We start from the raw sequence: 12,535 nt of genomic DNA, 5'->3' as shown, positions 1-12,535 counted from the left end.
GACTTTTTACCCATTTGGTCGTGACCTAACAAACGATTCAAGACAGATTCACAACGCACGGCATTGGCGTGATGCGTCCAAATGGCTATGGTCGTCTAACTATTATTATAAAAGTGGGAGTTAAATTTTAATGTATGATGTTTTTTGTATTAGTGCTGGTCAGTTGACAGTTAAAAAAGATGCAAATGTAATTAATAAGAAAAATAGATATTTAAATTATGGCCTTCTTTCATTAGCCTCACTTATAAAAAGATCGGGTTTGGTTCCAATTCAATTACATGGTAATTTTACGGAACCTAAAGAATTCGCAAGTTATTGTCTAAGCTTAGGTATAGTTGAGTCAAAATTTCCTGTTTTTATTTCTATACCAAGTTTTTATGCGATTAGTTGGGTTGATGGCTTTACTAAAATACTAAAAAATGAATTAAAGATAAAAGAGATTGTTATAGGTGGTCGTTGGGTTATTGATGGTGAGATTAATCAATTAGCAAAGCTATTACCTCATGTCGACAAAATTGTTGACGGTTTAGGTGAAAATCAAATTTCAGATCTTATTGGAAGGAAAATTGAAAAGGTCAATGGTTATGTCCCATTAGATTATAGTCTCCTTGATAAAAGGGAGCTTTATCAACCTAGTATTGAGGTTTCTCGTGGGTGTGGCATGAAATGCTCTTTTTGTCAGGAAAAAGACGAGAAGTTACAATCACTAAAATCCCCCTTTCAGATTACGTCAGAAGCTTCCGATATATTGTTGAATGATGATCTAAATCCAATGTCTCCATACTTTGAAGCTTCGATGTTTAAGCCAACAATAAGCTGGCTTGAAGAGCTCACTAAACAAAGAATGAACCACTCCCATTCTTATTTTTGGCGTTCAGAATCGCGGGCGGATACGTTCCCTATCAAACAAATTCCTGAACTTGCGAAGGCTGGGATGAAGGTCTTAGATCTTGGCTTAGAAAGTGCCAGTCCAACTCAGATTAAGAGAATGGGTAAATCAAAAACACCAGAGAAGTATTTATCTCGTGCATCGAATCTTTTGGAACAAGCTCATAATGCAGGTATAGATGTTAAAGTAAATGTTATGCTTTATGCAGGCGAATCAAGTAGAACAATTGAAGAAACATATAAATGGTTAGATCAGCATAGAAATTACATAAAAGGTGTCTCAGTTGGTCCTGTTTTAGCTTTTGGCTGGGATAATAAGAAATCTGAGTTTATAAAAACTTTACTTTCGTTTGGAGCTAGTATTTATGGAAAAAACGCATTAGAAGGAGTTACTCGTTTCAACTTAAGTTCTTCAATAAATCATGACGCATCTTTGAGTATTTCTAAGGAGTTGTCTCGAAGTTTCATGACAGCAAAAGAATATTTTGATTTAAAATCGTTTTCTTATTTTTCAAGAGACTATACATATGATGAGTTCCTACAAGACATAAAATCCGAAAGTGGTGATTATTCATTCGATGTGAGTCAAGTATAAATGGCCACATAACAAACGCCTCAAGAGGGACTGTCAACGCGCGGCGTTTCCAGTCCCAATGAGCCGAAGTGGTTACGGTTGTTGTGTTTAAGTTAGGTTGTTATGCGTTGTCAGCCCCTTAGGCGGGCGTTAGCTTGCTATTCAGTTGAGGAGGTAATCAGGAATATTTGTGGTAGAAAATATTAGTATCATTGTTTCAGTTTGTAGTTTTTTCGCAGCAGTTGCTAGTGCAATCGCTGCTTTTCGCTCTTACAAATTGGCTGAAAATTTAGCAAAAATATGTAACTTATTCCCGAGTGTTCATGACAATCGCTTGGTCATTACCTGTACGTCTACAACAGAACGATTAATTGCTCATGAAATCCTTATTGCTGTTCATGAGAACCGTTTTAAACGAAATACTTACTCCCTGACTCGGCTGTATAATCTAAACGCACACTTTCAAAAGGCATCATCATATGATGCTATTTTCCCAACTTTATTTGAAAGAGGCTTAGTATCTGGAGAGTCATACGAATTTCCAATAGCGGAACTTTTTAAAATAGCCACTAACAGAATTATCCTTCAAAAGGAAACTGTGGGCTTAGAGCCTGAAAAGTTATGGGTAGGGCAAAGGGTTACGATCACTTTTATGCTTAATGGTTGCCCATATAAAGTGGCTATTCGCCTTACTCAGCAGTTGATTAATGAAATCCTAAGTGGGAAGACAACGTTCTCTGATTTTAGACTGATAGTGCGCGCAAGCTAACAAACTGTTTAAGAGTGATTCGCAACGCGTGGCATTTTTACTATGCGTTGCGTTTAGTGTTTAAGGTGGTATGCGGAAGCTTCGGTATTGCGTTGCTCACACCTTAACAGGGCGTTATGCCGCTGTCGTAAAAAACAACTATCGCTGATTCAAATTAAGGTCTAAAATTAGGTCTGTTTTTGATGCTTATATGGTGTTTTATGAGACAGGTTTTGGCAAGTTGCTCTGCAAGTATTTCAGAGTTAAAGAAGAATCCAACTGCTTTACTGAACGAAGCTGATGGGGCTGCAATTGCAATTTTAAACCACAATAAGCCAGCGGCTTACCTTGTACCAGCGGGAACATATGAGTATCTCATCGATATGCTCGATGATTATGAGCTTTCCCAAATTGTAGATAGCCGCCGAGCGGATTTATCACAAGCTGTGGAAGTAAATATTGATGACCTATAAGTTAAAGTTTCTACCGGCAGCACAAAAGGAGTGGAGTAAGTTAGCTCCGACAATTCAGAGTCAGTTCAAAAAGAAGCTCAAGGAGCGATTAGAAAATCCGCACGTTTCTTCCGCTAAGCTTCGAGGATACGATGCAGTTTATAAGATTAAACTTCGTACAGCGGGTTACCGTTTGGCTTATGAAGTTATTGACGATGAGATTGTTGTCTATGTACTTGCTGTCGGTAAGCGTGACAAAGATTCTGTCTATAAAAAACTGGCCTCACGCTTCAGTTAGCGGCACAACAAACGCCTCAAGAGGGACTGTCAACGCGTGGCATTTTTGTTATGCGGAAAGTTTTGTGATTAATTTGTATGCGTTAATTTGGATTGTGCGTTGCCAGCCCCTTAGGCGGGCGTTATGCCTCAGATGTAAATTTGCACAAATAGTCTAAATAGTAGGAGTTTTAGATGCCAATTTTTATTAGTTATTCGCACGAGAATAAGGATTTTGTTGATAAGCTAGCAATTCAGCTTGTTCAGAATAATGTGAATGTCTGGATGGATCGTTGGGAATTGAGTATTGGCGATTCAATTATCGAAAAAGTGCAGGAAGCGGCTGATGGCGCAAGCGCTCTATTGGTTATCATGTCTAAAGCTTCAATTGCATCAGAATGGTGTAAAAAGGAATTATCAGCAGGCTTTCTTCGTGAGCTGGAAGAAAAGCGGGTTGTTGTAATGCCTGTTCTTCTGGAAGACTGTGACATTCCTTTATTTGCACGAGGAAAGTTATACGCCGATTTTAGAACTAACTTTGATGACGGTTTAAAAACTGTTGTTGAAGGAATAGCTAAAGTAACGAACCCTTTTTTGGCTCGAAGTAATGCTCCTCAATATCACACTGATTGGTCGATTGATTGGGGAGATGTAAATGGTAATTTTGCGATAATTTTAAACTTTGTCGAACAGGCTAAAAATCAACCGTTTACATGTCTAACAAACATAGAAGTACTCGCATCTCCATTTGCAACAAAAAAATATCATCAGAACTGCATTGAGCATAATGAAGAATATGCTCGTAGCTATATAATTGGCGTTTTAAATGAGCATTTTTCAACAGGTGAAGATTATCGCCCGAGGTTAGTATCTGAAAGAGAGCATGTTGACCATATGGTTATACAGGGCAACTTACCTCAAGAAGTGTATAAAGTAAGAGTTGGTTCGCGACGTCTAGGTGAAGATACTGGAAGAGATATTTTGGTAAATACGACTAGCCTAATCTCTCAAGCTTATAATCATATGACAGAAGTGCTTCGCTCTGGAGAAACTAAGGCATAACAAAGCATTTAAGAGTGATTCGCAACGCTTGGCATTTTCGCTTCGCTCAAGTATAGCCAAGCGTTGCTCACACCTTAATGCGGCGTTATGTGTTTTAATCAAGTTAAAAAATTAAAGGAAATTATGTCAGTATTTTTAATTAGCACCATGAAAAAAATCATGATATCTACAATGTTCATTTATGCTTTAGCTATCTTATTTTGGTTTGTTTTTCGCCAGAATCCCGAGATTTTCGAATTAAAAAAAGAAGTGCTTGTGGTCCTTAATGAAACCATGAATGCTTTGTTGCTTCTAATCGTACCTTTCATTTTTGGCTTCATAGCCGCTGCAACAAGGGTGATGATTTCTGGATTAAGCTTCCGAGACAACATCAAAATAATTGCAGCTTCAGGTCTTATGTCATCTTTTTCATGGCTTGGAATTAAGAGTAAAGTTTTTATCGCTTTGCTAACTCCGTATATTGCAAAGAGTGCTGAATCTGGAGAGGCAATTATTAGTGAAAGTAGTAACGAATTTTATTCCATGGCTTTGGTTGCAGTACTTGTTGGTGCTTTTGCATCGAATCTCTACATTTTTATTAATCAAAAGGTCGAATCTTTAACAAATAGCGCGAATAAAGAGCCTAAAGCAGCGGAGCAATAGGTGAACGTGAAAACAACACATAACAAACTGTTCAAGAGGGATTCGCAACGCGTGGTATTTTCACTATGCGTTGATTTAAGTGATTAAGTGGGTATGTGGCGGCTTCGGTATTGCGTTGCTCACCCCTTAACAGGGCGTTAGCTTTTTATGCATAGTTGGGAGTGATGGCTAATTGCTTTTCAAATCACTTGGTTTTTGTTGTTATATTTTTGGTGAATATATGTTTATTTCAAGGTTAAAGTTTGTATTGGTTATTTTGTTTGCAATTCTTTTGAATGGTTGTGCGTCAGGGTCAGCTATTGTTACCGGAGAAAAAAGAGCAGAGCTAAATTTTAATGAAGTAAAATTATATTTAGATGCCCCAGAGAAATATGAAACTATAGGGATAGTGAAGGCATCTAGTGATATGGGAATTACCCAACAAGATAGTCAAAACTATGCTATTGAAGAATTGAAAAGACAAGCTGCAAAAATTGGTGCTAATGGAGTTATATTAACTACAGTTAGTGAAAACATATCATCTATTCTTTCTACTAATTTTGATGGAAGCATGTATTTGATTCCTGTATCAGAGCAGGCAGTTTCCGGCAGAGCAATATTTGTTATCAAATAAAAAGCTAACAAACGCCTCAAGAGGGACTGTCAACGCGCGGCATTTTTGTTATGCGGCCGGTTTTGTGATTAATTTGCTATGCGTTAAGTTGGGTTGTGCGTTGCCAGCCCCTTAGGCGAGCGTTAGTGCGCAAAGATAAAATTAGCATCAGTAGGATTTAAAATGAGTGAAATTGCTCGCTTCATATCTGGCCAAATTCCAGATAAATTTGGTCGTAATATTGAGCAGTTGTTAGCATATAACCACTTTTGGCTAGAGCATGATCATAAGTATATTCAAGTTCTTTTCCCGATAGATGAGGGTACTAAGTTCAATCAACATGCTCCTTTGGTAACTCAAGCAGATCGAGATGCTTTTGCTAATTCAGAAGAATTGCGTGTTGCTCACTTAAAAGCTCTCGACCTTTTACTTGAGTTTTGGGGATTACAGCGAGATGGGTGTGAAATTTCTTCATTACTGGTATTAAGTCCTGCTAACCATGTCTGGCTTAAAAGTCATGACCACAACCAACTTCGCCTGACCCGTGCAATTCGTAGTTTGTCTTTACTCGGTAATAAGCAGGTAGCGACTAATTTGTGTGACTTTCTAGTGGCAGCAGCAAGAGAAACTAGCATGGTTTCAGATAAAACGGTCGAGTATTGGCGTAATGCGCTTAAAGGTTAGGGGATCGCTGAAAAAGCGCACTAACAAACTGTTCAAGAGGGATTCGCAACGCGTGGCATTTTCACTATGCGTTGGTTTAAGTGATTAAGGTGGTATGCGGCGGCTTTTGTATTGCGTTGCTCACCCCTTAACAGGGCGTTATGCTCTAATCGTAGGAGGTAAGATTAGTGGAAAATCCAAAATTATTTATTTCGTATTGCTGGTCAACCCCAGAACATGAGCAATGGGTTATTGATCTAGCAACAGAACTCACAGAATCTGGTATCCATGTGATCTTAGATAAGTGGGATCTTAAAGAAGGTCACGATGCATTTGCTTTCATGGAGAAAATGGTAACTGACCCGACTGTTAAGAAAGTCGCTATGATATGCGATGAAGCTTATGCTTCTCGTGCCGATGGTCGCTCTGGTGGAGTGGGAACAGAAACCCAAATAATTTCACGAGAAGTTTACGAAGACCAAGAACAAAGTAAGTTTGTGGCAATAATCCCAAATCGTGATGAAAACGGGAAGGCATTTTTACCTACGTATTATAAATCACGTATTTATATCGACTTAAGTGAACCAGACAAATATACGGATAATTACGAGAAGCTTCTGCGTTGGGTTTATGATAAACCCTTGTACACTCGTCCTCAAATTGGTGCCAAGCCATCATTCTTAGAAGAAAGTGATAGTATTTCACTGGGTACGACAACGAGCCAGAAAAGAGCGCTATCTGCAATTAAGGAAAGCAAACCATTTGCATCAGGTGCACTCGATGAGTACCTGAATACATTCTCAGTTAATCTTGAAAGATTTAGGCTCGTAGATGTTGACGGTGAATTTGATGATGCTCTAATTTCGAATATCGAGAATTTTTTACCATACCGCAATGAGTATATATCTCTGATATTCGCTATTTCTCAGTATGCTCCAAATGAAGATAATATTCATAAAATTCACCGCTTTTTTGAGTCTCTAATTCCTTATATGGACAAGCCTAGCCATATCACTTCATGGAGAGAGTCGGACTTTGATAACTTTAAGTTTATTGTGCATGAGTTGTTCATATACACGATAGCTATTTTACTAAAAAATGAGCAGTTTGAGCTAACAGGAAAATTGTTGTCTCAGCAGTATTACATCGAAGGAAAAGTTCAATATGGGCAACCAGCGATGTTTGAGTATCATATATTTCGTGAATATCTGAGGTCTCTTGATTACCGTAATCGGCGATTAAAATTAAATCGCCTTTCTGTTCATGCAGACTTGCTCAAAGAGCGCTCTAAAGGTCTAGGCATTGAGTTTAAGCACTTGATGCAGGCAGACTTTTTACTGTTTATTCGCTCTGATCTTAATAAAGAAAGTTACTACCAACGATGGTTCCCCGTCACTTTGGTTTATTTAGGTCATTTCAATAATCCATTTGAAATGTTTGCACGTTCATCGTCCAAATCTTACTTCGAGCAGGTAAAATTTGCTTTGGGAATAAACGACATTAGCGATTTAGAACGTTTATTGGAAGTCTATGATAGTGACTCCCAGAGTGTCCCTAGCTGGGGTTTTGAATCATTTAGCCCGAGAGCACTACTAGGTTTCGAGCATTTAGCAACACGAGCATAACAAAGCATTTAAGAGTGATTCCCAACGCTTGGCATTTTTCATTCCATCGTTGGGTTTAGTGGTAGCGTTGCTCACACCTTAATGCGGCGTTATAAGCTTTCAATTACAAAGAGGTTAACATGTCAAAACAATTGCTTATGGGACAAGAAATTTTAGTGGCACCTAGAATGAGAGGTGGTTATAACAATGGAGTTCCATTTGTTCAAGATGAAGAGAACGATGTGCAATTAGATCCCACCTTATTTAGTGATAAAGTATCAATATATGAAAGAGAAGTTACTGGATGGTTTTTAAACCCAGCTAAGTCGTTGGTTGAAAATGATAGTTTTAACAATGCATTTTTAGTCATAATGGTTTGCATGTCCTACATTGAAGGAGTTGAGCAATATAAGACAGGTCAAAGCAGCAATCGTAACAGTAGTGCTTTCTTTTTTTCATCTATGAATAAAATTTATCCAAATCAATATAGTAACGATGAACTAAGTAATCTCTATAATAAAACTAGGTGTGGTTTATTTCATAATGGGATGATAAAAAGTGGAGTGATTTTTAGTAACGAATTTGATAGATCGCTATTATTTGATGATAACGGCGGCAAAATATTTATTAACCAAGAAAAACTACTTAATGATTTGATTCAAGATTTTTCTAGTTATATTGAGTTATTGAAAAGCGATGTTAACTCTGAAGATGTTCAGCGTTTAAAATCTAATTTCGATACCATGTTTACAATTTTGCCTACCGAAGACTAAAAAAGTACGCTTATAACAAACTGTTTAAGAGCGATTCGCAACGCGTGGCATTTTTGTTATGCCTTGTGTTTAGTGTTTAAGGTAGTATGCGGCGGCTTCGGTATTGCGTTGCTCACACCTTAACAGGGCGTTATGTAACTATTCGTAGTTTTGAGTTTGGAATAGAAGATCTTGGAAGTAAAAAGAGAAGTTAATGACAAAGGGACTGTTTACAGTGTCCTGATAAATGGTTTCCGTATTCACGAAGAATACTGCTTGAGTAGTGCTAAACGTGTATTTGATGGCTTGAGCAAAGGAAAACAATTAGTTGACGTAGTTGAGCACCCACAATTGCGCAAACTCAAAGAGGAGTTAGCAAGCATTAAAGCTGAAAATGATAACCTTAAAGAGGAAAAGGATGCATTATCTACAGAGAAAGATGCACTTAACAGCTTGCTTGATATGCTCGAGTCAGGTAAGAAATCAGTTTTCCAGTATAGAGTAGAGAAAATTACTGGTTTATCCGCTCCTGCTTCTCTGAATGAGTTAGATTCAAGTACTTTTAATGAAATTTTGGCTTATGTAACGATGTTTGTTCAATTGCGCTTTAAGGAGCATTGGCAAGTAAATAACGTAATATCAAAAACAAATAGTTGGCATCAGTACCCAAATATACGCTCTATTAACACCCATAGAAATGGCAAGCAGGTGGAGGGGATACATCCAGAGTATTATGCGCTGATATGTGAAATTCTTGATATAACGGGAGATAACGGAACACCATTGGTTCATAGCCGTAGATATTAGTTACATAACAAACGCTTCAAGACGGATTCGCAACGCGTGGCATTTTTACCATGCGTTGATTGTAGTGATTTAGGTGGTATGCGGAAGCATCGCATTGCGTTGCTCACCACTTAAGCGGGCGTTAGTTTCTATCAAGATAATTCGTAAATATTGGTGATAATTGTTCCGATTATTCGGCTTTTGATGCTCAAAGTTCACGAATTGGCTTTTTAGCTTCGCTTGATACTGATTGGGTAGAAAGTGTTGAAAATGTCGCTGGCACAAGATCGCTAAAGCCAATAAATTTCGACGCATCCATTTTGTGGAAGCGTCCACACGACAAGTTTAGTTTCGGAAAAGCTGCAACATCGCTGTGAATGCGTTTTCTTTGTTGGAAAGCTGGTTATTGGCTAACTCAACCTTGATCGTTTTGAGTTTTGGCCGCTAACTTCACAGCGTTTGATGCTGGATGTGTTTTTGCGCTATGACTTTGCATAAAATGTGGTTCAAATATTTTGGTGAAAAATCATTGTTAAACAGTTGGCTACGAAACTAACAAGCGCCTCAAGAGGGACTGTCAACGCGCGGCATTTTTGTTATGCGGCAGGTTTTGTGGTGAATTTGGTATGCGTTAAGTTGGGCTGTGCGTTGTCAGCCCCTTAGGCGGGCGTTAGTTTCTATCAAGAAAACTCATAAAATTTGCGTTAATGGTTTCGATAGTTCGGCTTTCGGTGCTCAAAGTTTACGAATCAGCTTTGGTGCTTTGTTTGATGCTGATTGAGTAGAAAGCGTTGAAAATCTTGTTGGCACAAGATCGCTAAAGCCAACAAACTTTGATGCATCCATTTTGTGTAAGCGTCCACACGGCAAGTTTAGTTTCGCAAAAGCTGCAACACCGCTGTGAGTGCGCTTTCTCTGTTGGAAATCCGCTCATTGGCCAATTCAACCTTGATCGCTTTGAGTCTTGGCAGCCAACTTCACAGCGTTTGATGCTGGACGTATTTTTGCTCGATGACTTTGCATAAAATGTGGTTCGAATGTTTTGGTGAAAAATCATTTTGAAACAATCGGCTACAAAACTAACAAGCGCCTCAAGCGGGACTGTCAACGCGTGGCATTTTCGTTATGCGGTGATTTTTGTGGTTAATTTGTTATGCGTTAAATTGGGTTGTGTGTTGCCAGCCCCTTAGGCGAGCGTTAGTTTTTATCAGGAAAGTTGATTAAATCTGCGTTAATGGTTTCGATAATTCGGCTTTTGGTGCTTAAAGTTTACGAATTGGCTTTGGTGCTTTGTTTGATGCTGATTGGGTAGAAAGCGTTGAAAAGGTTGCTGGCACAAGATCGCTAAAGCCAACAAACTTTGATGCATCCATTTTGTGGAAGCGTCCACACGGCAAGTTTGGTTTCACAAAAGCTGCAACATCGCTTTATGTGCGCTTTCTTTGTTGGAAAACTGGTCATTGGCTAACTCAACCTTGATTGTTTTGAGTTTCGGTTGCCAACTTCACAGCGTTTGATGCTGGACGTGTTTTTGGTTGATGATTTTGCATAAAATTTGATTCGAATATTTTTATAAAAAGTCATCATTAAACAATGAGCTACAAAACTAACAAGCGCCTCAAGAGGGACTGTTAACGCTCGGCGTTTTTGTAATACTTTGGGCTTTGTGATTAATTTGTTATGCGTTGAGTTTATTTGTAGCGTTACCAGCCCCTTAGGCGGGCGTTAGTTTTATGGAGTCATAATGAAACAAAATGAAGTTTGGTTGAATAGTATTCTTCCTGCACATAAAAGACTCACTGAGTCAGTCGTAACAATTCTAGAAAACCTATTTAAATCGAAGGAAATTGATTATCTTTCAGTCAGTGGGCGAACAAAAGAACGAAAAAGTGCATTAGAAAAAATTGAGAGGAAGTCATATAAAAAACCTGCCGATCAAATGACGGATTTATCTGGAATTAGAGTCATAGCATTCTTTGAGTCTGATATAGAAAAAATATCTGAGATAATTGCAAGCTCATTTAATGTAGACAAAGCAAACTCTCTCAACCAAGATGAAAGATTATCAGTAGACCAAATTGGTTATCGTTCGGTTCACTTTGTTTGTGATTTAGGTAATGTGCGGACAAAATTACCAGAGTTTGAAGGTCTAGATGGACTTAAATTTGAAATTCAAGTTAGAACTGTTCTACAACATGCATGGGCAGAGTTGGCTCATGATAGGAACTATAAGTTTTCTGGTAAATTGCCACCTACAATTGAGCGGAGCTTATATCTATATGCTGGAATGTTAGAAATTGCAGACAAAGGTTTTAGCCAGTTATCTCGGGAAATTGATGGTTATATTAGAGCTGTTCATGAGAAAAATAATATTGGTGAGCTTGATTATCCTATTGATGCTATTAGTCTTCAGGAGTTTGTTAATTCATGGGCAGAAAAAAATAATATTAAATTGAGTAATGTTTTATATAAGCATGGATTAGATGATCTAATAGTTGAATTGGAACAGTATGGAATACGAACGGCAAGGGATTTGAATGATATTATTCCTGTTGGTTACGCGGAAACATGTAAGGAAATAGGTTATTCAAGTAATATTTTTGGATATGTCAGAGACTGGATGGTAATAAATGACTGGAAAGGAATGCTCGATAGAGTTGAATTTGATTGGGTGTTAGATCCAGATGAGGATATTTACGGTAAATTAATTCCAACGGAAGAGTATCAAGCATTTAAGGATGCTTGGTATTTGCATGATGCCCCTTCTGAATATGATGAAATTGGATAATAAAACTAACAAACGCCTCAAGAGGGACTGTCAACGCGTGGCGTTTCCAGTCCCAATGAGCCGTGATGGTTACGGTTGTTGTGTTTGAATTTAGTGGTATGCGTTGTCAGCCCCTTAGGCGGGCGTTAGTTTCTATCAAGAAAATTCATAAAATTTGCGTTAATGGTTTCGATAATTCGGATTTTGGTGCTCAAAGTTTACGAATTGGCTTTTGTGCTTTACTTGATGCTGATTAGGTAGAAAGCGTTGAAAATGTTGTTGGCACAAGATCGCTAAAGCCAACAAACTTTGATGCATCCATTTTGTGGAAGTGTCCACACGGCAAATTTGGTTTCACAAAAGCTGCAACATCGCTGTGAGTACGTTTTCTTTGTTTGAAAGCCGGTTATTGGCCAACTCAACCTTGAACGCTTTGAATTTTGGCAGCCAACGTCACAGCGTTTGATGCTGGACGTGTGTTTGCTCGATGATTTTGCATAAAATGTGGTTCAAATATTTTGGTGAAAAATCATTGTTAAACAATCGGCTACGAAACTAACAAGCGCCTCAAGAGGGACTGTCAACGCGTGGCATTTTTGTTATGCGGCAGGTTTTTGTGGTTAATTTGTTATGCGTTAAATTGGGCTGTGCATTGCCAGCCCCTTAGGCGGGCGTTAGGTCACGACGGGATCACATGAGCAATGCAGAGCAGTGTCGATTGAGTATGGA

General features: G+C 38.4%; 14 protein-coding genes and 2 pseudogenes. All 16 read left to right on the top strand.

Annotated features, from left to right (window positions below; all coding sequences use genetic code 11):
• Positions 1-130 precede the first annotated feature (130 nt).
• The gene (locus tag PUN32_RS13545; protein ID WP_055035823.1) at positions 131-1,483 is read left to right on the top strand and encodes a B12-binding domain-containing radical SAM protein; all 1,353 of its coding nucleotides are present in this window, start codon (positions 131-133) and stop codon (positions 1,481-1,483) included.
• Positions 1,484-1,652: 169 nt separating this feature from the next.
• Positions 1,653-2,231, top strand: a complete 579-nt coding sequence (locus PUN32_RS13540) for a hypothetical protein (RefSeq protein ID WP_274723675.1) — start codon at positions 1,653-1,655, stop codon at positions 2,229-2,231.
• 200 nt (positions 2,232-2,431) lie between these two features.
• The gene (locus tag PUN32_RS13530) at positions 2,432-2,683 is read left to right on the top strand and encodes a type II toxin-antitoxin system Phd/YefM family antitoxin (RefSeq protein WP_274723674.1); all 252 of its coding nucleotides are present in this window, start codon (positions 2,432-2,434) and stop codon (positions 2,681-2,683) included.
• Positions 2,673-2,960, top strand: coding sequence for a type II toxin-antitoxin system RelE family toxin (locus tag PUN32_RS13525; RefSeq protein WP_274723673.1), 288 nt, complete (start codon positions 2,673-2,675; stop codon positions 2,958-2,960). Before PUN32_RS13530 ends, PUN32_RS13525 begins: the two co-directional genes overlap by 11 nt.
• A gap of 173 nt (positions 2,961-3,133) precedes the next feature.
• Positions 3,134-4,000, top strand: coding sequence for a toll/interleukin-1 receptor domain-containing protein (locus PUN32_RS13520; protein WP_274723672.1), 867 nt, complete (start codon positions 3,134-3,136; stop codon positions 3,998-4,000).
• Between the two features lie 123 nt (positions 4,001-4,123).
• Entirely contained in the window at positions 4,124-4,642 is a 519-nt protein-coding gene (locus tag PUN32_RS13515) for a hypothetical protein (RefSeq protein WP_274723671.1), read from the top strand.
• 220 nt (positions 4,643-4,862) lie between these two features.
• Positions 4,863-5,255 carry a hypothetical protein gene (locus PUN32_RS13510; RefSeq protein WP_274723670.1) on the top strand — a complete coding sequence of 131 codons (393 nt, stop codon included), beginning with the start codon at positions 4,863-4,865 and terminating at the stop codon, positions 5,253-5,255.
• A 162-nt stretch (positions 5,256-5,417) separates the two neighbouring features.
• Positions 5,418-5,918 (top strand): opioid growth factor receptor-related protein, encoded by a 501-nt coding sequence (locus PUN32_RS13500; protein ID WP_274723668.1) that lies wholly within the window; start codon positions 5,418-5,420, stop codon positions 5,916-5,918.
• 167 nt (positions 5,919-6,085) lie between these two features.
• Positions 6,086-7,522 carry a toll/interleukin-1 receptor domain-containing protein gene (locus PUN32_RS13495; RefSeq protein WP_274723667.1) on the top strand — a complete coding sequence of 479 codons (1,437 nt, stop codon included), beginning with the start codon at positions 6,086-6,088 and terminating at the stop codon, positions 7,520-7,522.
• 119 nt (positions 7,523-7,641) lie between these two features.
• On the top strand, positions 7,642-8,274 hold the full coding sequence (locus PUN32_RS13490; protein ID WP_274723666.1) for a hypothetical protein: 633 nt from the start codon (positions 7,642-7,644) through the stop codon (positions 8,272-8,274).
• A gap of 171 nt (positions 8,275-8,445) precedes the next feature.
• On the top strand, positions 8,446-9,060 hold the full coding sequence (locus PUN32_RS13480; protein ID WP_274723665.1) for an FtsB family cell division protein: 615 nt from the start codon (positions 8,446-8,448) through the stop codon (positions 9,058-9,060).
• A 282-nt stretch (positions 9,061-9,342) separates the two neighbouring features.
• Positions 9,343-9,537 (top strand): annotated as a pseudogene (locus PUN32_RS13475) (DUF645 family protein).
• A 338-nt stretch (positions 9,538-9,875) separates the two neighbouring features.
• On the top strand, positions 9,876-10,064 hold the full coding sequence (locus PUN32_RS13465) for a DUF645 family protein (protein WP_274723663.1): 189 nt from the start codon (positions 9,876-9,878) through the stop codon (positions 10,062-10,064).
• Between the two features lie 470 nt (positions 10,065-10,534).
• Positions 10,535-10,591 (top strand): hypothetical protein, encoded by a 57-nt coding sequence (locus PUN32_RS14150; RefSeq protein WP_274723676.1) that lies wholly within the window; start codon positions 10,535-10,537, stop codon positions 10,589-10,591.
• A 192-nt stretch (positions 10,592-10,783) separates the two neighbouring features.
• Entirely contained in the window at positions 10,784-11,827 is a 1,044-nt protein-coding gene (locus PUN32_RS13450) for a GTP pyrophosphokinase (RefSeq protein ID WP_274723661.1), read from the top strand.
• A 299-nt stretch (positions 11,828-12,126) separates the two neighbouring features.
• A pseudogene (locus PUN32_RS13440) lies at positions 12,127-12,307 on the top strand (DUF645 family protein).
• Positions 12,308-12,535 lie beyond the last annotated feature (228 nt).

It is taken from the genome of Vibrio chanodichtyis, assembly GCF_028863985.1.
Classification (GTDB): Bacteria; Pseudomonadota; Gammaproteobacteria; order Enterobacterales; family Vibrionaceae; genus Vibrio; species Vibrio chanodichtyis.
Note: the sequence above shows the minus strand (reverse complement) of the source record. Positions and strands in the feature narration are given on the sequence as shown.

Coding starts and splice junctions, on each gene's coding strand:
- PUN32_RS13545 (WP_055035823.1), top strand. CDS start 131: ATGTATGATGTTTTTTGTATTAGTGCTGGTCAGTTGACAGTTAAAAAA.
- PUN32_RS13530 (WP_274723674.1), top strand. CDS start 2,432: ATGAGACAGGTTTTGGCAAGTTGCTCTGCAAGTATTTCAGAGTTAAAG.
- PUN32_RS13525 (WP_274723673.1), top strand. CDS start 2,673: ATGACCTATAAGTTAAAGTTTCTACCGGCAGCACAAAAGGAGTGGAGT.
- PUN32_RS13520 (WP_274723672.1), top strand. CDS start 3,134: ATGCCAATTTTTATTAGTTATTCGCACGAGAATAAGGATTTTGTTGAT.
- PUN32_RS13515 (WP_274723671.1), top strand. CDS start 4,124: ATGTCAGTATTTTTAATTAGCACCATGAAAAAAATCATGATATCTACA.
- PUN32_RS13510 (WP_274723670.1), top strand. CDS start 4,863: ATGTTTATTTCAAGGTTAAAGTTTGTATTGGTTATTTTGTTTGCAATT.
- PUN32_RS13500 (WP_274723668.1), top strand. CDS start 5,418: ATGAGTGAAATTGCTCGCTTCATATCTGGCCAAATTCCAGATAAATTT.
- PUN32_RS13490 (WP_274723666.1), top strand. CDS start 7,642: ATGTCAAAACAATTGCTTATGGGACAAGAAATTTTAGTGGCACCTAGA.
- PUN32_RS13465 (WP_274723663.1), top strand. CDS start 9,876: ATGCATCCATTTTGTGTAAGCGTCCACACGGCAAGTTTAGTTTCGCAA.
- PUN32_RS13450 (WP_274723661.1), top strand. CDS start 10,784: ATGAAACAAAATGAAGTTTGGTTGAATAGTATTCTTCCTGCACATAAA.